Raw genomic sequence first — 22,827 nt, 5'->3', positions numbered from 1 at the left:
TTAGTCAATCACTTAAAAATAATTCGTAAATTAAATTCTGCCAGACCGTCTAATCCTTTAAAATCATGGTCCCAACTCCCCGGTCAGTAAAGATTTCTAAAAGCAGTGGATGTGCTACCAGACCATTTAAAATGTGAGTCCTGATAACTCCACTTTCTACAGCCTGCATACACCCCTCAACTTTAGGCAGCATACCTCCCTGAATTTTCCCCTCAGAAATCCACTGTTTAATCTCTGAAAATGTAAGCTGTGAGACCCTACTCTCCGGATCCTTCGCCTCAAAGCGAATACCATTTACATCAGTTAAATAAATTAATTTTTCAGCCTTTAAAGCAGCTGCAAGTTCACCTGCTACTGCATCAGCATTGATATTTAAACCTTCACCATCATCATTGACACCAACCGGAGCGATCACAGGGATATAACCATCTTCAATCAACTTTTCAATTAACTCCGGATTAATTTTCTCAACTTCACCGACAAAACCTAAATCCTTTTCTGGGTCACTAAATTCTTTCTTCTTGGCTTTGATCAGATTACCATCTTTACCCGAAACTCCGACTGCCTTGGCCTGCATTTTATTAATCAGAGCCACAATCTCCTTATTAATTTGAGCCGAGAGGACCATCTCCACAATCTCCATTGTCTCCTTATCAGTTACTCGAAGACCATCGATAAAATTAGCTTCAATGTTTAAACGATCCAGAGTCTTATTAATAGCAGGTCCTCCTCCGTGAACAATTACCGGATTAATACCCACATATTTAAGCAGAGTAATATCTTCAATCAATTTTTCTTTTAATTTTGGATCTGCCATAATACTGCCACCATATTTGATCACGAAAGTCTTGCCAAAAAAATCTTTAAAATAGGGTAAAGCTTCAATTAAAACATTAGCCTTTTCAATTAATTCTTCTATTGTACTCTCCTCCTTGCTGCTTTAATTAAAAATTAATTCTAACTTAAATTTTAGCATATTAGATAGATAAACAAATATTCTGCTGCCTAATTTAGGGGAATAAAGCTGTTGCCTCAAGGCCTGTCTCTTCGGGTAAATTAAAAATCAAGTTCATATTTTGTACTGCCTGACCGGCGGCCCCCTTAAGCATATTATCAATTGCTGAAATAATAATAACTCTATTGGTACGTTTATTATATCTAAAAGCTAGCTGGGCGTAATTTGATCCAGCTACATTCTTAATTTCAGGTAAAGAATCTTTTAATACTTGTACAAATCTTTCTTTATTATAGGCTCTTTGGTATAGTTCCATAATTTCAGATCCAGAACTCTGCTCCTCCAAATCAAGATAAATCGTCGCCAAAATTCCTCTCTTAATTGGAATTAAATGAGGTGTAAACAAAATTTTTGCCTTTTCCTCAGTTTCTAAGTCAATCTGATCTTTTAAACTACCAAAAGTTTTTTTGTATTTTCCTGTTAAAAATTGATTTAGTACATATTCTATTTCTGAACTATGTCTGTGTACTCCAGGACTGTAGGCTTTCATTGTATTATGAGTCTCTGTAAAAAGCAGATTCTCTTTTAAACTGCGGCCGGCTCCACTCACTCCAGACTTGGCATCAATAATAATCGAATTAAGATCAGCCTTCTCAAAACTGACAAGTGGTAAAAGCCCTAAAAGTGATGCTGTCACATAACAGCCTGGATTGGCAATAAGCTCTGCTCCTTTTATTTTTTCCCTGTTCAGCTCAACTAATCCATAAACAGCCTCTCTCGCCAGTTCAGGTGATTTATGTTTAACTCCATACCATTTTTCATAAACTTTTACATCATGATAGCGAAAATCACCACTGAGATCAATAATTTTTGTTCCTTTTCCATAAAGTTCGCTTACAATGTTCTGAGAAACTCCATGCGGCAGAGCCGTAAAAATCAAATCACTTTCCTCTGGCTTAAAATCCTCCATTGCTCTTAGCTGATAATCATTTAATATTGAACCCCTGAACTGAGGATAAATATCAACTAAAAGCTGGCCGGCACTGCTTTTGGAAACTAAATCTTTTATTTCAACTTCTGGATGATCATGCAGCAGCCGAATCAACTCAATTCCTACATAACCGGTAGCTCCAATTATACTTACCTTTTTCATCTACTCAACTCCTCAAATAATTCTTAAGAACTCTGCTTTTACTTAACTTTTAATTTAAAGTATATCTTTGGCTTATTTTATCGCATTAAAGTATTTGAATCAAGCTATTTAGTTAATTTACTTAGATAAAGCAAAAAAAGTGTTAAACATTTAATATTAATCGATTATTGAATGGTCTAAGATTATTATTAGATAGTATATAAAATGGGTGGAAAACAATCCGCTTTATATTTAAATCTTGGTAATTTATATCAAGAATTAGATGATTATAATTCTGCTGTCACTATTTTTGCAAAAGGAATTGAAAACAGAAATAATTTCACAGCTTTATATATAGGTCTTGGAGAAAGTTATCTCAAACTAGAAAACTATATAGAAGCAGAAAAAGCACTTAAGGAAGCAGTATCAATTAATGAAAACTCTTATTATGGATATTACCTGCTTGGTAATATAGAAAAAGAAAAAGGAAATCATAATCAGGCCTTCAATTATTATGAGCAATCACTTAAATATAATCCTGATTATGTAAAGGCATATCTAGCTGAAGGTCAGCTTCATCTAGAAAGAGAGAAATATCAGAGTGCTATTTCTAGTTTCTCGATAGCTGTAGAAAAGAATCCAGATTATGCAGAGAGTCACTACTATCTCGGTAGAGCATATTATAAAGCTGATATGCTAAAAGCAGCGGCAGCTGAATTCAGAAAAACTATGCATATTAATGATAGATTCCCTGAAGCAAAAAACTTGCTGGAAAAAATTGAAAAAGATTTAAATAATAATAAATAATCTGAACAGGAAGGTGAAATTATGAAGAAATTCGAACTCAAAAATGGTAATGAAATCCCTGCTCTGGGGCTTGGGACTTCTGGTTTAAGAGGAAAAGAGTGCACTAAAGTTGTAAAGAAAGCACTTGATTTAGGTTATAGACATATTGATACTGCTGATATGTACGGAAACCATCAGGCAATTGCTGCTGCTTTAAATCAGTCTGATATTAAACGCAAAGATTTATTTATAACCTCTAAAATTAAAAGTGAAGATTTAAAATATAATGATCTTAAAAAAGCAGCAGATCGTCTTCTCAATGAACTTGATATAGAATATTTTGACTTACTTTTAATTCACTGGCCCAGTCCAGAAATACCTGTCGAAGAGTCTTTAAAAGCAATGAAAGAATTAAAAGAAGCTGGAAAGACCAAAAATGTTGGCGTTAGTAACTTTACTATTCCCCTTTTAAAAGAAGCTTTAGAATATGACTCTAACTTAATTACTGTTAATCAGGTAGAATTTCATCCAACACTATATCAAAAAGACCTTTTAGATTTTGCCTTCAAAAATGACATTATACTTACTGCTTACAGTCCGCTGGCCCAGGGAGAGGTGTTTAAAAATAGTGTTTTAGAATCCCTCGGAAAAAAATATGATAAAAGCCCTGCTCAGCTCGCATTAAGATGGTTAATTGAAAAAAATATTGTTGCAATTCCTAAGGCAAGTTCTGAAAACCACCTTAAAAATAATCTGGATGTCTTTGACTGGAATTTTCCGGTTGATGCCGCCAGAGAAATGGAACTCTTAGACCAGAATAATAGGTTGATTGATCCCGGTTACCCTAAATTTAATTAACTCTATTTAAATAATTCATTAACCCCACTAGAAAGTAGAGATTTTTATCTTTACTTACTCAGTGGGGTTTTTTATTCATAATCTGTTTTTAAGTCTGTAGACAATTTTAGATTTCAAGATTAAGCAGCCATTCTTTTTTAAAATCAATAATTATAACAGAACACTATATTATCATATTTTAAAAAATATATTCTAGCTGATAAAATATTTCACTTCTTTTGCTTCCTTCAATAACATGATCAACTCCTGCAGCAAAAGTCAGCCGGTCAGAAAAATCATAAGTTAAACGGGGACGCCAGAGTAAAGTGTTTTCCATACCTGGTAATGTAGGCATTTCTCTATAAATTAGCCAGTTTTCAACAGATAGGTTATCACGCCAAAATGATCTCTGGATCATTAAGGAATATTCTCCTATACTTTTATCTCTCCTCAGATTATCAGGCTCATCGATTAAAAATCCTTCTTTAGCTTGGAGAGATATTAAATAATCTCCTGGATAAAAGTCAATTCCCAGCAAAACCTCCAGCTCATCATTCTCTACAATCTGGGCTCCCTGATCAGTCTGCTGCAGATAATCTCGATCAAAAAAATAGGCACTCTCTCCTTTTAAAACAAAGCTGCCCAGATCATTAGAAAAACTACCGCCAATAAAATTTTGATCTCTATAAACAAACTCACTGTTTCCTGTTATTCTGTTATAAGAATCAAGCATTAAATTATACTGAGGAAATGAGCCCGCTGTGATTTCATAGTCAAAACCCATTCCCAGAGCTGAATAGCGAAAGCCATAACCTGACCGATCAGAATTCAAATTGGATGCTTCAGGAGGCAGAGAAAAAATTGCCTCCCAAGTTCCTCCTGCTGTATAGTAATCTAATTTTAAAGCATCACTGGCTATAAAACTATCATCTGGATCAACAATGGGATGAATCCCCCTATGCTGATCATTAATTAAATTAATAACTGTCAGGCCATCTGCCTTACCCCAGGTTATTATTTGTCTTCCCAGCCGCAGGTCAGCATCTTGAAAAAATAAATCAAGATAGCCTTCATATAAATCCAGTTCCAGTTCTTCCTTTGCTGAATCAAACTTTAATTTCGGCTTAAAATATAGCTGCCCCTTGTTAAATCGGTGTTCAAAGGTCAGCTCATACTCCAAATCAGAGTATAGATCTGCACTTTTTTCTAAATCAAAGGCCGAATAACCTGTAATTTTCTGACTAATATACGCTGCACCCACAATTGAACTTGTATATAAAAGAATAACTGCTGTCAGTGCTGCGATTAGAATTAGATTGTTGGACTTTACAGTTCTTAAAGTCTTCATTTTGCAAACCTCCCTCAAACTTATTGGATTCCTCGTTTCATCATTCTTTCGCTAAACAGATTGGCGTCTATTGAGGTATTATATTCTACTTCACTATTTTTTAAGATTGTTCGGTGTTCATTTTGTAAATTATGCATTTCTGAATCAACAATTGTCAAAATTCCGCTTATTTCTTTTACCTCATTTACTGTTAAAACTTTAAGCAGTTCTCCTTCTCGATCATAAAATTCTTTTTTTAGACCAATCCATTTATCCTTCCAGACATAAGTCACAGTCCTGCTGTATAAATCATCTTCAGCCACCGGAATATTTTCAACTACATACACTTCTTTATCATGAATAGTATCTTCTCCAATTAATTTGTGTTCATCTTCAGCCAGAGTTCTATCTCCCAGATCGTCATAGGTAAAATCAGAACCCATAAAATAGTCACTTTTATTTTCTGAAGAAATTCTTTTAACTTTATTTAATGCTGGTAAAAAAATCCACTGATCATCACTCTGCTCAGAATCATAACTCCAGTTCATAAAAGAAGTATTGCGTACATCAGCAGGCGAAATGAAAAACATGATTTTCTTATCTACTTCCCCAAAATCTTTTTCAAACTGTTTAATCTCTCTAATTCGTTTAGATCCCTGTTTATTAACTAAAATCATTTTCAAATTTGCAGTTCTGCTGTCACCAGTCTCACGGTTATATACTTTTTTCATAATTTCCTCTCCACTTAAATCTGCGGCTAAAGCTGTGCCAAAGGCTGTTATTAAAACCAGTAAAATTACACCTGTAAATATTATTTTATTCCTCATTTTTGATCATCCTTTCTTCTATTAAAAATGAATTTTGGTTCTATAATGTCAATTAATGCCACTACCAGAGTCAGGGTCCCAACTAAACTAACAAATAATGCATTAGAAACCAACCAGCCGAGCTCTCTATTTGGAGGAAATTTTGAAAATGTTAGTACCATAAATCCTGCAATTACTACTAAAGCATTAAAGGTAATAGCCCTACCGGAAAGATTAATTGCTTTATCAGCAGCTTCTACTTTACTAAAACCTCGTATACCATAGTACTGATAGCGTGATAAAAGATGAATGGCATAGTCAATTCCCATTCCAACTGCAATACTTGAAATCAGAGCCGTAGTAGTGTTTAAAGATACTCCAAGACCTCCCATTAAACCAAAGTTTACAGCTGCTGTAACTGCAATCGGCAGAACTCCTATCAGACCAGCTGTAAAACTCTTAAATAAAAGACTGAGCAGAAAGAAAACTCCAATCAGAGAAATTGCCAGACTTAAAATTTGACCGTCCAGGATCAAGCCAGTAAATATCATATTTGTATAGGCTGAACCTGCAAAATCAACTTCAAATTTATCTAAAGATGTGTGAGCAGCAAAATCTTCAATTTCAGCTATAATACTTTTTATTTCCTGACTTCTATCTGTTTTCAAACTAATCTGAACATGCAGTTGTCGGTAATCATAGTCAATTAATCTGTCCAGATCTTCCGGATCGCCCGACATTGAATATAATAGTAAATACTGGGCAACTAACTCGCGCGAATCAGGTATTTGATTAAATTCTTCTTGATTTTCATTCATTACTTTATTTATTCGCCGCAGGTAATCATTTAAGCTGTAAGTTGTACCAATAAGATCTCTTTTTTCCAGTTGATTTTGTAACTTCCAAATATCTTTTAGATATTTTGGATCTTTAAAAACTCCATTTTCTTCAGCTTTAAAAATTAAATTTAGCTGTGTTGTACCACCAAAATTATTGTTAATAAAGTGATCAGCTTTAACTATTTCTTCATCTTCGCTAAACTTATTTAACATACTGGAGTCAATCCAGATTTTAGAAGCACCATAGACTGCCATTACTGTAATTATTATTGTTAATACTACAATTACTTTTCTCTTTTCTCTTACAAATTTCGATAATCCATGGAAAAATTTTTGATCAGCTTTTTTATTTTTATCATTTTTTAACTTTAATACTGGCAGGCCAATCACTTTTAAACCAGCTGGAATCATAATTAAAGAAAAAAACATAGCACTCATAACTCCTGCTGCTGTAAATAAGCCGAAATATCTAATTGGCAGTACATCTGAAGTTAATAATGATAAAAAGCCAGCTGCAGTTGTAACTGATGTCATAACCACAGGTTTCCAGAGTTTCTGCTGCATCTCTTTAATTAAATCAAGTTTATCACGATCAGGTTGAGCTTTAATTTCCTGATTTAAATGACTGAGCAGATGAATTCCATCAGCAACTCCAAGCGCAATCAGCATCACTGGAATCATTGTTGAAACAGCATAAACTGGGATTTCAAAGTAAGACATCAAGCCAAAAGCCCAGATTGTACTGAAAAGAACCACCAATACTGTCAGCAAGGTACTTTTAAAACTATGCAGAGTCAAAAAGAGAACTAAAATGATTACAAAGATAACAATAGGAATCATTTTTTTCATGTCCTGGGGCATCAAATGAGCTAAAGTTCCCTCCACAACAGGCTGACCAGCAATATAAATATTTTCGCTGCCACCGCGATAAGGCTCAACAATTTCTTTAACTTTTTGATAAAGCTTAAGCCTGTCTATTTCTTCATCTTTTAATTCTGCCATTATTAAAGCTGAATTGCCTGTTTTGGAAACAATTCTGCCATTTATCATTTTGTTTGTTTCTACTTCTTTTTTTAACTGTAAAATTTCAGCTTCATTTTCTGGCAGTTTTTGATATAATGGATCCACTTCCAGACCAAAATCACTACTCTTAATATTATCAACTGTAGCCAGACTTTTTACATCACCTCTAGCTACTTCAGGTAATTTTTCTAAAGCTCGAGATATTTTATCAATCTTTTTTAAAGTTTCAGGATTATAAATTCCATTTTCTGAACTATTATTTGCAACTGCTACTATTATTGAGTCACTAATCCCAAATAAATCTTCATATTCTTCACTCGCAACAAATTTGGGATGGTCTGCTGGCTTATATTTATCGAGATTTGTTTCCAGACGTGCATTCTCATAAATTTGAAAAGTAAAAAAAGCTGTAATTATCAATATTATAATCAAGACTGTTTTTGGGAACTTCAGCACTAAATCTGTTATTCGATTAATCATTTTAATCCCTCTTTTCTTTTCAATTTCTGTCGTATTATTATTTATAACACTATATGAATGAATGCTCATTCATATAGTGTTATAAAAGTATCAGCTGCTTTCACAGCCGATATTAGTTTTAAAGTGACGGAGTTTTTACATTTAAAACTTCAAACTTTTCTCCCTGATCTGCTCTTAATTCCATTTCTGTATTTGGAGAACAGGTAATTACTGTTCCAGCTTCTACAACATTGGACTGATCACCAATTCTCAAAGTACCCTTGCCCTCTTTAACATAGAAAAACACATCTACCGGCACCTGATGAGCAGGTACAATATCTCCTTTAGATAAAACAAGATTCATTACCTGAGCATTCTCATGTTTTAATACTTCCTTAGCAATTACTCCTCTTTTGTTCTTCTTTCCCTCTAGTTCACTTAACTTAATTATTTCCATCAAGATCAACTCCTCCATTTGATAATTTAAATTTTACTTATTTAAAAAACAACCTTAATGAATGATTGTTCATTCATTAAGTCAATTATAAAAAATATAGCTCAAGTTTACAGTGATTAAGCTCACATAACTAAAAACTTCTTATTTATTTTTTCTAAAATAAAGAGCTACTGCCAGGATAAAGAGTACTGCAATATAAACTTCAACAGGCATCTGACTCCTCCCTTTAAAATAAGATAACTTCTAAAATTATTTAAATATGTGTTCAATTCTTTTAATAATAAAATCAGGTCCATCCACAAGCATTTCTATCTCTGGTTCAGTAAGAGCAAATTCGATTATTCCCTGCATTGAACCAAAAAAATAAACAGCCATCAGATGGGCATTAATGTCCTTTATCTCAGCTTTGTTAATTCCTTCTACAAATATGTCTTCCAGCATCTTAATTAAAGAATTCATATTTTCCTTAATTTCATTATTATCTTTAGCTCTAGAAAATTCTTTTTCTCGAACAAGAACCCTACCTAAATTTGGGTTTTCTCTTAAAGTTAAAAAATGCCTGTCCAAAAATTTCTTTAAAAATCTCCTGGTTGATAATTTTTGCTCCTTTAACTCAGATATACTTTTCATCCTTCTCTGAATCTCATATTTAAATATATATGATAAAACTTCATCCTTACTTGAAAAATAATTATAGATAGTGCCAACCGCTAATTGGGCTCTATCAGCAATATCCTGCATCCTTGTATTAAAAAAGCCTTCCTCTGCTATTACTTCTATAGCTGCTTTTCTAATTCTAGCTTTCGTTTCCTGTGCCACCCTGATCAACTCCTTGAATGAGTGTTCATTCATATTATAACATTATAAATATTATCTGTCAAAATTATTTTTAAATCCATCCCAGATAAATTATTTTAATTCTTATTCAGTTTCTTTTTCAGCTCATAAACATCAAGCCGCTCGGGTACATAGTCTTCATCCCTATTTTCAACCTCTGAGACTGGAATGGATAATTCTCTGCTTATTATTTTTTTAATTCTGCTTTCACAGAAATTAGCCTGGCACTCTCCGGTTTTAGCCCAGGTTCGTCTCTTAATTGCATCAGTGGTTTTGATCGGAATTGATCTATTCAATGCATCTAAAATTTCTGCCTCAGTAACCTTTTCGCAGCGACAGATAATGTTTTTAGCTGGATTTTCATGATCTATTTCACCAGCAAAATCTTCATCTTTTTTTATTTCAATAGCCGGTCTCTGAGAATTAAAATCTTTTTTAGGACTCAACTCAAGACCAGATTCTGCAAGCAGCTTTACAATTCGTTTGGCAATAGCAGGTGAAGAAGTAAGTCCGGGTGAGTCAATTCCAGCTGCCTGAATAAAACCCTTAATCTTACTTTCTTCTATTATAAAATCTTCTCGAGTACTTTTGGGTCTTAGCCCGGCAAAAGTCCTCAACATTCGATTTGTATCAAAATTTGGAATTGATTTTCTTGCCTGATCAATAATATATTTAATTTCTTTAAAACTTGTACTTACATCATTCTTTTTATCTATCTCTTCGGCGTTAGGACCAATCATAAAATTACCATGAGTAGTTGTAGTTGTTACAACCCCCTTAGTTTTTGGATTGGGAGCCTGAAAAATTACTGTATTAACAAGGTGACCCTGACTTTTACTAAAAACAACATATTCTCCTCGCATCGGGTAAATTTTAAAATCATCAGTATCCAGCATAGCAGCAATCTGATCTGCATAAATTCCGGCAGCATTGATAATATAGCGACTTTTGACTTTTTCTTTAACAGTTTCTATTTCAAAATATTCATTTTTCTTTTCAATATTAATTACTTCTGATTCCAGTTTCAAATCCACCCCATTATCAACAGCATTTTCTGCCAGGGCAATTGTAAATTGATAAGGTGAAGTAATACCTATACTCCTACAGTAAAAAGCAGCCTGTACCTGATCACTAACATAGGGCTCAATCTCTTTAATTTGATCACCGTAAATTATTTCTATATCCTCTTTAGGCTGACCCACTTTTAAGGCATTTTTATATAATTTTTCTAAAGTTTTCTCATCTTCATCATTAAAAGCAAGTACAAGTCCACCGGTTTTTTGATAACCAAAATTAAGTTCTTCATTCAATTTTTCATACATAGAATTCCCCTGAATACATAGCTCTCCCTTTAAAGTTCCTGCCTTAGCTACATAACCACCATGAACAATCCCTGTATTTGCCTTTGAAGCTCCAGTTGAAACATCAGATTCTTTTTCTATTAATGCGACTGAAAGCTTGTATTTTGATAATTCTCTGGCAATAGCTGAACCGATTACACCTGCCCCTATAATACTGACATCATACATTTAAACACCCTCCCATTTTTAAATGTTTGATTAAAATAAATATTACAAATTTTTAAATAATTATATTGAGCTGTTTAGTTAAATGCTTCCCGGCATTTAGATTCGGGAAGCATTTTTGTTTATTGATCCTCATATATTTTTTTATACTCTTTATGAGCTTTAGTTTTATTTATCTCATAAATTGCTTTAACCAAAACATTATTTCTCTGAAACATTTCTAAAATTGATTCCAGATCAAGGCTAAAAGCAATAGCTGAACCACAATCAGCAGATATTTCTGGTGGAACAGCAGCCATTCTATAAATTATATCATTATCCATCAGTACTTTTTCGGCTTTAATTGAGTGATGAGTAGATTGAAAAAGTATTAGTTTTTCATTTTTTACTCCCATATGATTTTAACTCCTTTATTAGAGCCATTATCTTTCTCAGTAGCTTTACCAATTAAAGCTGCTTCAATATCTTCTGCATAAAGATCAATCAGAAAATCCGCCGCATCTTTTTCAGCAACAGAAATTAATAAACCACCTGAAGTCTGAGGGTCATACATCAACTCATATAATATCTGATCTCTTTCCCCAAGATGGGTTACAAAATCCTCATAATTATCCCTGTTTTTATAGGCACCGGCAGGTAACAAACCCGATTCTACATATTCGCGACATTCTGAAAATATTGGTATCTCTGCTGCCTCAATTGAAAGCTCCAGAGAGCTATTTTCTGACATTTCTAATAAATGACCTATAAGCCCAAAACCAGTTATGTCAGTACAGGCATTTATCTGGTACTGATCAAAATATTTAACTGCTTTATTGTTCAGCTCCAGCATAGAAGCAACAGCAGGATTATCTATATTACTGCTGGCAAGACCTGCTTTAATCGCAGAGACCATTACTCCTGTCCCCAGAGGTTTGGTTAAAATCAGAGAATCTCCTGGCTGAATACTGGAATTACTGACTAATTTATTGGGTTCTATGATCCCAGTTACAGAAAGACCATATTTAGGTTCATCATCCTCAACTGTATGTCCTCCACAAAGACTTGCCCCTGCTTCTTTAACTTTATCAGCTCCACCCTGAAGAATTTGAGAAAGTATTTCTCCTTCCAGACAGCTGGGAAAACCAACAATATTCATAGCAAGAATAGGCTTTCCCCCCATAGCATATACATCACTTAAGGCGTTTGCTGCTGCTACCTGGCCAAAAAGATAAGGATCATTTACCACAGGAGTAAAGAAATCAAGTGTCTGAATCAGAGCAAGTTCTTCTGTAAGCTGATAAACTGCTGCATCATCAGCTTTGTCCAGACCAATAAGTAACTTTTCTGGATCAGCGGGAAATTTAACGCGACGCAGAACCTGCGCCAGAGCCCGAGGGCCCATCTTAGCCGCTCAACCAGATGTTTTACTGTAATCAGTCAACTTTATATTTGACATAACTATCACCACCTCCTCAAAAAATTAAATAGTATATGCTTTTATATTTTTAAAACTGCACTACTATTTAAACTATCTGCAATCTCGTACATATTGCTAATCTCTCCAACCTGCATTTGAGTTTTTAAATCATAAAAATCAACACAGGTACCACAGAGAAGAATTGTTACACCTCTGGCTTCAAGTTCTTTTAAAGCTGCTACTATATCTTTTTCCAAAATAGCAAGTTTAACTCCAGAATTAATAAAAATTATTTTTTCGGGCAGAGGATTTAAGTCTTTAATTGTTGATATAAAACCTTTTATCAAAATTCGCCCCAGCTCTTCGTTACCTTCACCCATTGTATCAGAACTTATAAAATAAATTTTAGCCTCAGAACCAGCTTCAGAAACTGAAGTCTGATCACCTGCTACTAATGTATCTGCAGATGAGAATTCTGATTGTTTAAACATAACTTTAAACTCAGTTTCCGATTCTTCTACTACAGAAATTTCGGCTTTCATTTTCTGTCCCAATTTACTTAGATTTTCAACTGCAGTTCTATTATCCACTATTACTATAAATTTTTCATTGTTATCAAGTGCCTTTTTGGCCTTAACTACAGGCTTAGGACAGGCAAGTCCTCTGGCATCTATCTCCAGCATAAATTTATGCCTCCTTAAAAATTTATCGTCTCGTCTAAAATCTAAGCTTCAACTTATTTTTTTAGATTTAATTAAATAATTCTTTTATTTTTATGAATTCAAATCAATGATTCAATAATATTTAAAAATCTGTCTATCTCAGCTTCAGTATTAAAATAACCGGGACTAACCCTAATCATACCCTGCCCTAAAGTTCCCAAGTTCTTATGCAGTATGGGGGCGCAATGCAGTCCGGCTCGCACTTCTATCTTATATTTATTCTCCAGTTCAAAAGCAATTTGATTAGAACTTCTATCACCTATATTAAAAGAAATAACTGCAGTTCGATTAGTAATATCATCTCTACCATAGCTTTTTATTAGGGGAATAGTATTTAGACCCTCAATTAAACGGTGCAGTAATTTTAGTTCCTGCTGATGAATTTTGCTTATACCTTCCTCTTTAATAAAATCAATCCCTGCTCCCAAACCTGCTATTCCAATAGAGTTAGGGGTTCCAGCTTCAAGATAATCGGGCATTAGTTCAGGCTGATCTGTACTCAAAGAATTACTACCGGTTCCTCCTTCCTTAAGTGGTAAAAGGTAGCTGTGATTTTTAACATAGAGTGCACCAATTCCAGGAGGACCAAAAAGCGATTTATGACCGGCGAAGGCCATAAAATCTACTGCCAAATCACTTAAATTAATATCTATTACTCCAGCTGTTTGAGCTGCATCAATTAAAAGCAAAACACCTGCCCTACTTGCAATCTCAGAAATCTTGACAAGATTATTAACTGTACCCAGAACATTGGATGCATGCGAAAGAACAATTAGCTTTGTTTTATCCTGAATACAATTTTCAAGTTCCTGATAATCAATCTCTCCTTTTTTATCAAAACTAATAAAATTTATATCTATATCTCTTTCTGCTTTAAGTCTTCTTAAGGGTCTCAAAACTGAATTATGTTCAAGACAGGATGTAATTACCTGATCTCCTTTTTTTAAAACCCCTTTAATTACCGTATTTAAAGCTTCTGTGGCACCAGAATTAAATACAATTTTACTGGAATCCTGGAGAGTAAAAAAATCTGCAATTTTCTCTCTAACCATAAAAATCTCTCTACTGGTAGAGTTACTGCTTCCACTGCCAGAACGAGAAGTATTAAAAGCAGAACTCCTAAAAAAATCATTTACCTTATCATATACAATATCAGGTTTTGGACAGCTGGTTGCAGCATTATTTAAATATATCATTTTATTTCCAGCCTTTCTTAGCTTACTCTTTTTAATATATTCTTGATTGATAAATGAAATCCTTTATCCTGTTGAAATTAATTATCAAAATAAAAGACCCCCTTCTAGCTGCTCAGGCCAGAGGGAGTCTTAACTAAACTATTTATTTAATTTATCTATTATATTTTATTCTAAATTATCCAGATCAGCTTTTACTTCTTCTACCAGGCGGTCGATTTCCTGATAGTCTTCTTCCGATCCATGACCCTTAGCAACTACTGGATCATAGAGATCAACTTTCAGATTAGGCATCAGCTCTAAAAGTTTATCAGTCATTCTACCTGCCCAGCCATAAGATCCAATAATTGAAGCATAGCGAGTTTTAGGCTTTAAAACATTGGCCAGATAAGCTGCATATACTGCAGAAGGATGTGGACCGGTTAAAACAGTTGGAGAACCAAAGATTACAGTTGAAGCATCAACCAGAGAAATTGCCAGATCTCCTAAATCAACATCTGCCAGATTAAATGGTTTAACCTTAATCCCTTCATCAATTAACTGACTAATAAAATATTTAATTAAGTCATCAGTACTTCCATGCATAGAAACATAAGGAACTACAACTTCTGGTTTGACTTCATCACTTACCCACTCCTGATAAGCTTCTAAGATCATTTCCGGATTATCATAAATTGGACCATGACTCGGTGCAATCATCTCAATCTCATAATCTTCTAATTTTGCCAGATTCTTTTTGATTATCATTCTAAAAGGCATCATAATTTCTGCATAATACCTTTTAGCAGCTTTATAAACTTCACTATGGTTTTCTACAAACAAATCACTTGTTGCCAGATGAGAGCCAAAGAAATCACAGGGAAATAAAATGTTTTCTTCCTGCAGATAAGTGGACATTGTTTCAGGCCAGTGAACCCAGGGAGTATCAATAAACTCTAAAGTACGTCCACCCAGATCAACAGTTTCGCCATCTTCAACCACTCTAATCTTATCTGCATCAAGTTCCATTAAATCCAAAAGCATTGGTTTAGCTTTTTTGGAAGTTAAAACCTCAGCCTCCGGATATTTTTCTAATAAATAAGGAATGGAACCCGAATGATCCTGCTCAGCATGATTGGAGATAATATAATCAATTTTTTCTACGCCAAGATCGTCAAGATTATCTAAAAAATCCTGAACAAAATCAGGTTCTACTGTATCAATAATAGCATTCTTTTCTTCACCTTTAATAAAATACGAGTTATAACTTGTACCATCAGGTAGTGGAATCAACTCATCAAATAATTTACGATGCCAGTCAATAACTCCTACACTGTAGATATCATCTTTTACTTTTCTAAACATTTAAAACTCCTCCTTATATTCTTATGCTTTTTGAAAGTTATTATATTAGAATATGTAAAGACAGATTTGACCTGTCAATACATATTATATTAATTCCGACTTCTTTTGTCAAGTTTATTGTACAGTTTTTATTCTTTGATTTCCGTGAGCTATGTCACAGAAAAAATACCTTTTTTATTTACACTAAAAGGTATTCTAAAGCTTTCATATTCATCTGTAAACAACACTGTCAAGATTAGCTTCATATAAAATATATTTATCAAAATTATTTTCTATCTCCACAATAATTGAGCCAGGGAGATAATAATTTTTATAATCAATATAATCATTATAAGATGCCTTAAGGCTGACACTATTTCCATCAAAACTAAATTTGCCCGAAGTGATTGTGCTTAAAAGACCATCGTCATTGAATTCAAGAACAAAGTTTATTTTACCAGTATCAGTATCCAACTCTAATAAAGTCCGGTTATTACTCATATATTTATAATCTATATTTTCACTCGATAAATAATAATAGGGAAAATAAACTGCATCAATAATCATGCGGCTTCCCAAAAAATTCCTGGCAGCCTGTCCATAAACCTCTCGTTCATTTTTAACCCCTAAATATTTGAATTCATAAATCTGATTTTCTCCAATTGATACTTCTCTTAACTTATCAAAAATAATACGATTTTCATCAATAAACCACTCACTAACAAATTCTTCGTTTTTTAAATTATAAAAGGATTTTACTTTAAAATCATACATCTCACCATACTTGTCTTTGCGAAATTTACCAGAATAATTTAAATTAACATAAGTTGATAAGTTATTACGATCAGGAATACTAAGCTGAATATATCTCCTTAATGAAGACGGAATAGAAATACTGTTTGGATTAGGAATAGTAATATTATCACTGAGTGTATATCTTCTCTGCATCGAGCTGACATCCTGCTTATACTGTCGATCAAGATAAATATTGGCAAGCACTGTATACAAGGAAAATGAAATTATTAATAGAAGTAATAATATAAATATTTTTTTCAGCAAGATAATCACCCCGTATTCATTTTTTAAAGATAATTACAAATTTTACGGTTAACTGCTTTTAAACAGGCTTTTGCTATTGCTAAAGATATATTATTATTTACATGAACTGCCCCAACTAATTTCTCCTGCATCATATTATTCTCTGGATTATACATCGAAATTTGAGCAATTACAAGGTCCTCTTTACCTTTAATAGTAAAAATATCATCTACAATAAGCTGAAGATTAAATTCCACAAACTTGTTCAAAATTGTCAAAACAGACCTCCCGATCAATTTTTCTATATTTTCACCAATTTGTGCTTCAAAACTTTCTTTAATCTCCTGGCCATTTATTTTCATTTCTACATTACAGCGAGAACGATTATTTTCAGTATAAATTGAAACTAACTCTATTCGATCATTCGCATAACCTTCCATTGCCTCTGAAAAATCACTGTCTATTCTGGCAATACTGATTTTTTTATGGTCAATCTTAAAATCTTTATGTACCAGACAAACTGTTTCTACATCTCTGACTATTCGCTTGGGATCTCTTTTCTTATCGGCTATAATATGGATTTCATCTATCTCATCTACCCCTGTTAAATTACAGGATACTACTCCCTCAAGTTCCTGAATCAATTTCTTTATTTCTGTATTCATATTCAGCTCTCCCCTTTTCCTGATAGATTAGTATTCAAGTGACAACTCTAATTCCCTGATTTTTTCTTCACTTTTAAATTTGTCATCAAAATATCCATCTTTAATCAACTGGATCATTTTCCGGGCAATTTCTGGATCAAACTGCCCTCCAGAACACTTTTTAAACTCAGCAATAATTTCTTCTTTTGTCATCGGAGGTTTATATGTTCTCCCGGTAATCATAACATCCAGTGAGTCACAGGCCGTTAAAATTCTAGCTCCTACCGGAATTTTTTCTCCTTTAAGTCCTTCGGGATATCCTCTGCCATCCCAACGTTCATGATGATAAAGAATTATATCAAGCTCATCATTGATTAAATCAATGTCCTTTAAAAGTTGATATCCATACTCTGTATGTCGTTTAATCTCCTTATACTCCTGCTCACTCAACTTATCTGAGCTTCTTAAAATATCATCATCAACATAAATTTTACCAATATCATGGATCTTAGCAATACTGATAATCTTTTCTGACTTTGCTCTGGATAAATTCATTTCATTACAAAGATGGTATGTATAATTGGCCACCCGCTCACAGTGACCCTCAGTATAATGATCTTTTGAATCAATTACTTTAAGAAAACTTTCGATTATCTGGGTATAGGAGTTCATCTGCTGCAGCCGTGAATAGAAAAAATCTTTAATAATAAATAATAAGATAATGACAAGAACAAATAAAGACTTACCAAAATTGATATATGAAGCAAGTAAGATAAGACCAATAAAATAAGATGTAATTAAATTTTTTGAGAGTTCTCTAAAATAACTTATTAATGACATTTGATTCACATCATTATCCGCTAAATTAATTACAATATAAACTAAAAAATTGTTTATTATAAAATATACAATACTAGCCATCAATGCAGATAATATTGGAAATGTATTACCATCAAGCACTGACCTTGACAAATTAAAAACGAGCGCTCCTGAAACAGAAGCTAAAAAAATTGAACTTCTATTAAATAAAAACTTATACCAGACAAAATATTTTATTTCTTCTTTAAAAGTTATAGTACCTAAGGCTGTAACAATCCCCACCCATAATGGATTAATAAAATAAAAGGCACTTATCAATACTGGAATAGTCATAGATGTTTTTATTCTTGTAATATAGTTAAAAAATATACTAAAATTGTTCATTAAAAAAGTTACAATAAATAAAAAAATCACATGGGAATAACGACTTTCATGAATAAATTCCGGAAATAAAATTAGAAGGAACAAGAGACTAATTAAGTATATAATTAACAAATAAATTTTTAATTTCTTTCCCAATTTTATTCACCTCCCAATTAAATAATCTGACAGCAAATTATTTAAAATTTTACCATTTACTAGTATCAGCTAATACGGAAATAGCTGTACCAAATGTAATCAAAGCAGTTGTTATAGCAACATAAAGCTTTTTCATTAAGATTCAGCTCCCTTCGTTATCTGTATTTCTAAGCTCAATTTACGAAGGTAAGCTCGGCTCATTTTATTTAAGCTAGTCTCATTCTGCTGCCAGATTACTCTTTAATATAATTCAATATTTTTGGCAGAAGTCCTCTTTTTTAGAGCAAAAAAAGTGCTTTAATAGCTTTAATAATAAGTATTACCAATAAATTTAGTAAAATTATATTATCTTCCAAAAGAAAAAGTTCTGAGTTTAATTCTCAGAACTTGTAATTATATATATTTATTTATAGGTGTTTTTCAAACGACACATTCCGACATATATCGGGTGGTTCACGGTACTAGTATGCTACTCCAGATTGGGCTCGGTCATCTTTTTAGGATCTACATATTGTTCAAATTCTGCTTCAGTTAAATAATTAAGATTAACTGCAGCTTCTTTTAAACTTAAATTTTCTTTAAAAGCTTTCTGGGCGATTTGGGCTGCCTTATCATAACCAATAATCGGATTTAAAACCGTAACTAACATCAAACAGCTATCAAGATAAGATTCAATTTGTTCCTGATTGGCTCCAATCCCCTTTAGACAGCGCTGATTATAAGATTTAACCGCATCTCCAAGTAAGCTGATAGATTGTAAAATATTGTGGATAATTAAAGGTTTAGCAACATTAAGCTGAAAATTACCACTACCTCCACCAATATTAACAGCTGTATCATTTGCCATTACCTGTGCAGCTACCTGAAATAAAGCTTCCGCCTGAGTTGGATTAACCTTTCCCGGCATAATTGAACTACCAGGCTCATTTTTAGGTATTTTAATTTCACCAATACCACAACGCGGACCAGATGCAAGCCAGCGAGTATCATTTGCAAGCTTCATTAAAAAAGAAGCTGCTGTTTTTAAAACCCCACTTAAATTAACAAAACTATCATGAGCTGCAATACCGGCTGATTTGTTCTGAGCCACTCTAAAAGAATTTTTAGTTTCCAGATTAATAAATTTAACTGCTTTCTCAGCAAAACCCACCTTAGTATTTAAACCAGTCCCAACAGCAGTTCCTCCCAGTGGCAACTTTTTTATATATTTAAGACTATCTTTAAGCATTTCAATAATATCAGTAATCTGGGCCGAAAAGGCTGCAAACTCCTGGCCTAAAGTTATAGGGGTTGCATCCATTAAATGAGTTCGGCCAACTTTAACTAAATCTGAATACTTTTCAGCTTTTTGTTCCAATTCTGTCTGTAATTTTTCAAAAATCGGCAGCAAAAAATCTTCAGTTCTGCTGACAGCTGCCAGAGCCATTGCGGTAGGAAAAGTATCATTAGATGATTGAGACATATTGACATCATCATTGGGGTGTACAGGTTTTTTACTGCCTGGTTCTTCCCCTGCCATCTCTGAAATCCTATTTGCCAGCACCTCATTAACATTCATATTTGTCTGAGTTCCCGAACCTGTCTGCCAGAGTGAAATAGGAAAATGCTGATCCAGCTTCCCCGCGATTAATTCATCGGCTGCCTTTAAAATATAATCTCTCTTTTCTCTACTAATCAATTCCTGCTCATAATTGGCCAGTACAGCAGCTTTTTTGACAACCCCATAAGCTCTGATAATTTCTGTCGGCATTTTTTCTTCACCAATCGGAAAGTTTTCCACTGCCCTTGCAGTCTGTGCACCATATAGTTTATCACTGGGAACTTTTACCTTTCCCAAACTATCTTCTTCTAAACGGTAATCCATCTGGCACCTCGCTTATTAAATAATTAATTTTTTAAACTACTTTTATACTTTAAACCAGAACATTATCTTCTTTTTCATCTTTATCCGATTCTTCCAGCTCTTCCTGATCTTCTAGTTCTTCCAGTTCTTTCATTACCTGCTTTTCCTCTTCTGGATCTACCTTATAGAGATCAACCTCAATCTCTTCAGGGTCCTTATTTTTCTTTTTTGAAATTTTATCAGCTGAACTTTCTTCTTTTCTGGAGTCAGTCTCAGAACTAACCACACTATCACCAATCAAAGAAGCTTCCCATTTACCACAACGATCTCCAGTAACTGCTATTACTTTTCCATCTGCAATAACTTTAATTACCTCACAGTTATTGGCACAGTCTCCACACTCAAAACTTTTAGTTTCAAACTGCTGCTCTGTTAGATCAAAGCCTCTAAAACTGCTGGCCTTACCACTTCTTTTAACATCCCTTTTGGCAAGCATGGCAATTCCAATTGCTCCCATTACATCATGATGTTCAGGCACAGTAACTTCTGCGTCAATTTCGTCTTCAAAGGCAGCTTTAATTCCAACATTAGCTGCCACACCACCCTGAAATATATATCTTCCTTCTAAAACTCTATTCCGCACAAGGTTATTCATATAGTTTCTAACCAGTGCCTTTGAGAGACCTTTGATAATTTCTGGCTTAGTAAAACCATACTGCTGTTTTGAAATCATATCTGATTCTGCAAAAACTGTACAGCGGCCGGCAATCCTTACATCACGATCAGCTTCCAGGGCTAACCCACCAAACTCTTCAATTGGAACTCCCAGCCTTTCCGCCTGATGATCAAGAAAAGAACCTGTTCCGGCAGCACAGACAGTGTTCATGGCAAAATCAACTGCTATCCCATCCTCAACAATAATTAATTTCGAATCCTGACCACCGATTTCAAAGATAGTACCGGCATCAGGATGATAATAGGTTGAAGCTCTAGCATGAGCTGTAATTTCATTTTTAACAGTATCAGCACCGAGTACATAAGCAATCAGCTGGCGTCCACTACCAGTCACTCCAACTCCACTGATTTGATAATTTTGAATTTCTATTTCATCTTCAAATTTACTTAAACCTTTTTTGACAAGTTCAATTGGATTACCTGAGTTACGGGTATAAAGTTTAAACTGTAATTTATTTGCTTCATCAATTGCAACAATATTGATGCTAACTGAACCTATATCTACACCCAGATAAAGATTTTTCATCTACATAACCTCCCTGTAATCTTTTTCTTTAATCATGTCCAGAAAAGCTTCTACTCTTGTCAGTACATTAGCATCAGCCGTCTGTTCGTCTATAGAAATAGTTAAGACCGGTATTTCGTATTTTTCGGATAGATCATCCATTACACTCTGAGATACAAGCTCAGGTAAACACCCAAAAGGTTTAAGATGAATAATCCCATCGAAACCTTTTTCTTTAAAATCAATAGCATGACCAATATTTCCTCGTGCATGACCACCAATTTCAATCTCTATAAATTCTTCTCCTTTAGCTTCAATTTCTTCTAAATCCTTACCTGTAAAAGGAAGGGCATTGTCTCTAACCCAATCAGTTAGATATTGAGAACGTTCAACCTCAAAGCCAAAGCGGTTAACTTTTTCTTCAATTTGATTATTAATAGACTGTTCTAGCACCACATAGATTTCACCAATTATTCCAATTCGATAACGTTCATTTTCAGGTGGTATTGAAGTTTTAAATTTCTCTAATTTATTTAAATACTTATTTCTAATTTCTTTAACTTCAGCTGCAGACTTTATTTGATAAAAATCCTGTTGAGCATCCATCCAGATTCTATTTATTTACCACTGTCACTATAGGCTCTTAATATCTCTATCTTTTTTTCAATTTCATCAAGAGCACGAGTCAGATCATAAATTGTTTTAATTACTTTTGCTACCTTAAACCAGGAACTATCTCCTTTTAATCTTTTAACAATATCATAAAAATATTTATAATCATCATGAGGAGAATCAATAACTATAATTTCCACATCATAACCCAAATCTTTTAATATTTTTTTATGAACCTCGCCATAATAACCTGCACGGCAGGGACCATGCCCCCCGCTTGTAACTAAAGTATTAACATTTTTCTCCATAAGTTTTAAATAAATACCTGTTATCACCTTAAAGGGAAAACAGGCAAATTCAGGACTGTATTTTACCCCCAGATCAATGATTTCTTTATTCGGTTTGGGAGGCATTACAACATCATGACCCAGCAGTTCAAAAAGCTTTTTATATACAATTGTAGGACCCATGTAAGGAAAAGATAATCGCAT

At 33.7% G+C, this 22,827-nt stretch carries 21 protein-coding genes and 1 pseudogene; 2 read left to right on the top strand and 20 right to left on the bottom strand.

Annotated elements, in window-relative coordinates:
- Positions 1–49: 49 nt before the first annotated feature.
- The gene (gene argB / locus BW929_RS05025; RefSeq protein ID WP_076544282.1) at positions 50–919 is read right to left on the bottom strand and encodes an acetylglutamate kinase; all 870 of its coding nucleotides are present in this window, start codon (positions 917–919) and stop codon (positions 50–52) included.
- Between the two features lie 91 nt (positions 920–1,010).
- Positions 1,011–2,108, bottom strand: a complete 1,098-nt coding sequence (argC, locus tag BW929_RS05020) for an N-acetyl-gamma-glutamyl-phosphate reductase (protein WP_076544281.1) — start codon at positions 2,106–2,108, stop codon at positions 1,011–1,013.
- A 204-nt stretch (positions 2,109–2,312) separates the two neighbouring features.
- On the opposite strand from argC, the gene BW929_RS05015 reads away from it, so the two are divergent.
- Entirely contained in the window at positions 2,313–2,894 is a 582-nt protein-coding gene (locus tag BW929_RS05015) for a tetratricopeptide repeat protein (RefSeq protein WP_076544280.1), read from the top strand.
- A gap of 21 nt (positions 2,895–2,915) precedes the next feature.
- On the top strand, positions 2,916–3,731 hold the full coding sequence (locus tag BW929_RS05010) for an aldo/keto reductase (RefSeq protein WP_076544279.1): 816 nt from the start codon (positions 2,916–2,918) through the stop codon (positions 3,729–3,731).
- Between the two features lie 178 nt (positions 3,732–3,909).
- Here BW929_RS05010 and BW929_RS05005 read toward each other — a convergent pair whose 3' ends face one another.
- The 18 genes and pseudogenes from BW929_RS05005 to BW929_RS15455 all read right to left on the bottom strand — a co-directional run bounded on the left by BW929_RS05005 (position 3,910) and on the right by BW929_RS15455 (position 22,827).
- Positions 3,910–5,058: a DUF1302 domain-containing protein gene (locus BW929_RS05005; protein WP_076544278.1), complete on the bottom strand. Its 1,149-nt coding sequence runs from the start codon at positions 5,056–5,058 to the stop codon at positions 3,910–3,912.
- A 20-nt stretch (positions 5,059–5,078) separates the two neighbouring features.
- On the bottom strand, positions 5,079–5,864 hold the full coding sequence (locus BW929_RS05000; protein WP_076544277.1) for an outer membrane lipoprotein-sorting protein: 786 nt from the start codon (positions 5,862–5,864) through the stop codon (positions 5,079–5,081).
- Positions 5,861–8,185 carry an efflux RND transporter permease subunit gene (locus BW929_RS04995; RefSeq protein WP_076544276.1) on the bottom strand — a complete coding sequence of 775 codons (2,325 nt, stop codon included), beginning with the start codon at positions 8,183–8,185 and terminating at the stop codon, positions 5,861–5,863. Before BW929_RS04995 ends, BW929_RS05000 begins: the two co-directional genes overlap by 4 nt.
- Before the next feature lie 118 nt (positions 8,186–8,303).
- Positions 8,304–8,621 (bottom strand): cupin domain-containing protein, encoded by a 318-nt coding sequence (locus tag BW929_RS04990; RefSeq protein ID WP_076544275.1) that lies wholly within the window; start codon positions 8,619–8,621, stop codon positions 8,304–8,306.
- 249 nt (positions 8,622–8,870) lie between these two features.
- Positions 8,871–9,440, bottom strand: coding sequence for a TetR/AcrR family transcriptional regulator (locus BW929_RS04985; protein WP_076544274.1), 570 nt, complete (start codon positions 9,438–9,440; stop codon positions 8,871–8,873).
- Positions 9,441–9,535: 95 nt separating this feature from the next.
- Positions 9,536–10,987: an NAD(P)/FAD-dependent oxidoreductase gene (locus BW929_RS04980; RefSeq protein WP_076544273.1), complete on the bottom strand. Its 1,452-nt coding sequence runs from the start codon at positions 10,985–10,987 to the stop codon at positions 9,536–9,538.
- Between the two features lie 119 nt (positions 10,988–11,106).
- Positions 11,107–11,379 (bottom strand): putative Se/S carrier protein, encoded by a 273-nt coding sequence (locus tag BW929_RS04975; RefSeq protein WP_076544272.1) that lies wholly within the window; start codon positions 11,377–11,379, stop codon positions 11,107–11,109.
- Positions 11,370–12,422, bottom strand: a complete 1,053-nt coding sequence (selD, locus tag BW929_RS04970) for a selenide, water dikinase SelD (RefSeq protein WP_084566097.1) — start codon at positions 12,420–12,422, stop codon at positions 11,370–11,372. The genes BW929_RS04975 and selD overlap by 10 nt, the downstream gene beginning before the upstream one ends.
- A 41-nt stretch (positions 12,423–12,463) precedes the next feature.
- Positions 12,464–13,066, bottom strand: a complete 603-nt coding sequence (gene yedF / locus BW929_RS04965; RefSeq protein ID WP_076544270.1) for a sulfurtransferase-like selenium metabolism protein YedF — start codon at positions 13,064–13,066, stop codon at positions 12,464–12,466.
- 98 nt (positions 13,067–13,164) lie between these two features.
- Positions 13,165–14,301, bottom strand: coding sequence for an aminotransferase class V-fold PLP-dependent enzyme (locus BW929_RS04960; RefSeq protein ID WP_076544269.1), 1,137 nt, complete (start codon positions 14,299–14,301; stop codon positions 13,165–13,167).
- Between the two features lie 165 nt (positions 14,302–14,466).
- On the bottom strand, positions 14,467–15,642 hold the full coding sequence (locus BW929_RS04955) for an FprA family A-type flavoprotein (RefSeq protein ID WP_076544268.1): 1,176 nt from the start codon (positions 15,640–15,642) through the stop codon (positions 14,467–14,469).
- A 210-nt stretch (positions 15,643–15,852) separates the two neighbouring features.
- Positions 15,853–16,680: a DUF6544 family protein gene (locus BW929_RS04950; protein WP_143414013.1), complete on the bottom strand. Its 828-nt coding sequence runs from the start codon at positions 16,678–16,680 to the stop codon at positions 15,853–15,855.
- A gap of 23 nt (positions 16,681–16,703) precedes the next feature.
- A complete protein-coding gene (locus BW929_RS04945; protein ID WP_076544266.1) occupies positions 16,704–17,324 on the bottom strand; it encodes a hypothetical protein in 621 nt (206 codons plus the stop codon).
- Between the two features lie 27 nt (positions 17,325–17,351).
- Positions 17,352–18,641, bottom strand: coding sequence for an HD-GYP domain-containing protein (locus BW929_RS04940; RefSeq protein WP_076544265.1), 1,290 nt, complete (start codon positions 18,639–18,641; stop codon positions 17,352–17,354).
- Positions 18,642–19,110: 469 nt separating this feature from the next.
- Positions 19,111–20,505, bottom strand: a complete 1,395-nt coding sequence (fumC, locus tag BW929_RS04935) for a class II fumarate hydratase (RefSeq protein WP_076544264.1) — start codon at positions 20,503–20,505, stop codon at positions 19,111–19,113.
- 274 nt (positions 20,506–20,779) lie between these two features.
- Positions 20,780–21,745, bottom strand: a pseudogene (locus tag BW929_RS04930) (acyl-CoA dehydratase activase); the annotation flags it as partial.
- Positions 21,746–22,330 carry a 2-hydroxyacyl-CoA dehydratase gene (locus BW929_RS15460; protein WP_234978062.1) on the bottom strand — a complete coding sequence of 195 codons (585 nt, stop codon included), beginning with the start codon at positions 22,328–22,330 and terminating at the stop codon, positions 21,746–21,748.
- Positions 22,331–22,341: 11 nt separating this feature from the next.
- A complete protein-coding gene (locus BW929_RS15455) occupies positions 22,342–22,827 on the bottom strand; it encodes an acyl-CoA dehydratase activase-related protein (protein ID WP_234978061.1) in 486 nt (161 codons plus the stop codon).

It is taken from the genome of Halanaerobium kushneri (assembly GCF_900156285.1).
In the GTDB taxonomy this organism is placed as follows: Bacteria; Bacillota; Halanaerobiia; order Halanaerobiales; family Halanaerobiaceae; genus Halanaerobium; species Halanaerobium kushneri.
The sequence above is the reverse complement of the archived record's forward strand: the minus strand, read 5'-3'. Positions and strand labels throughout refer to the sequence as shown.

Excerpts from the sequence above, each read along its gene's own strand:
- argC (WP_076544281.1), bottom strand. The coding sequence starts at position 2,108 with ATGAAAAAGGTAAGTATAATTGGAGCTACCGGTTATGTAGGAATTGAG.
- BW929_RS05015 (WP_076544280.1), top strand. The coding sequence starts at position 2,313 with ATGGGTGGAAAACAATCCGCTTTATATTTAAATCTTGGTAATTTATAT.
- BW929_RS05010 (WP_076544279.1), top strand. The coding sequence starts at position 2,916 with ATGAAGAAATTCGAACTCAAAAATGGTAATGAAATCCCTGCTCTGGGG.
- BW929_RS05005 (WP_076544278.1), bottom strand. The coding sequence starts at position 5,058 with ATGAAGACTTTAAGAACTGTAAAGTCCAACAATCTAATTCTAATCGCA.
- BW929_RS05000 (WP_076544277.1), bottom strand. The coding sequence starts at position 5,864 with ATGAGGAATAAAATAATATTTACAGGTGTAATTTTACTGGTTTTAATA.
- BW929_RS04995 (WP_076544276.1), bottom strand. The coding sequence starts at position 8,185 with ATGATTAATCGAATAACAGATTTAGTGCTGAAGTTCCCAAAAACAGTC.
- BW929_RS04990 (WP_076544275.1), bottom strand. The coding sequence starts at position 8,621 with ATGGAAATAATTAAGTTAAGTGAACTAGAGGGAAAGAAGAACAAAAGA.
- BW929_RS04980 (WP_076544273.1), bottom strand. The coding sequence starts at position 10,987 with ATGTATGATGTCAGTATTATAGGGGCAGGTGTAATCGGTTCAGCTATT.
- BW929_RS04975 (WP_076544272.1), bottom strand. The coding sequence starts at position 11,379 with ATGGGAGTAAAAAATGAAAAACTAATACTTTTTCAATCTACTCATCAC.
- yedF (WP_076544270.1), bottom strand. The coding sequence starts at position 13,066 with ATGCTGGAGATAGATGCCAGAGGACTTGCCTGTCCTAAGCCTGTAGTT.
- BW929_RS04960 (WP_076544269.1), bottom strand. The coding sequence starts at position 14,301 with ATGATATATTTAAATAATGCTGCAACCAGCTGTCCAAAACCTGATATT.
- BW929_RS04955 (WP_076544268.1), bottom strand. The coding sequence starts at position 15,642 with ATGTTTAGAAAAGTAAAAGATGATATCTACAGTGTAGGAGTTATTGAC.
- BW929_RS04945 (WP_076544266.1), bottom strand. The coding sequence starts at position 17,324 with ATGAATACAGAAATAAAGAAATTGATTCAGGAACTTGAGGGAGTAGTA.
- fumC (WP_076544264.1), bottom strand. The coding sequence starts at position 20,505 with ATGGATTACCGTTTAGAAGAAGATAGTTTGGGAAAGGTAAAAGTTCCC.
- BW929_RS15460 (WP_234978062.1), bottom strand. The coding sequence starts at position 22,330 with ATGGATGCTCAACAGGATTTTTATCAAATAAAGTCTGCAGCTGAAGTT.
- BW929_RS15455 (WP_234978061.1), bottom strand. The coding sequence starts at position 22,827 with ATGCGATTATCTTTTCCTTACATGGGTCCTACAATTGTATATAAAAAG.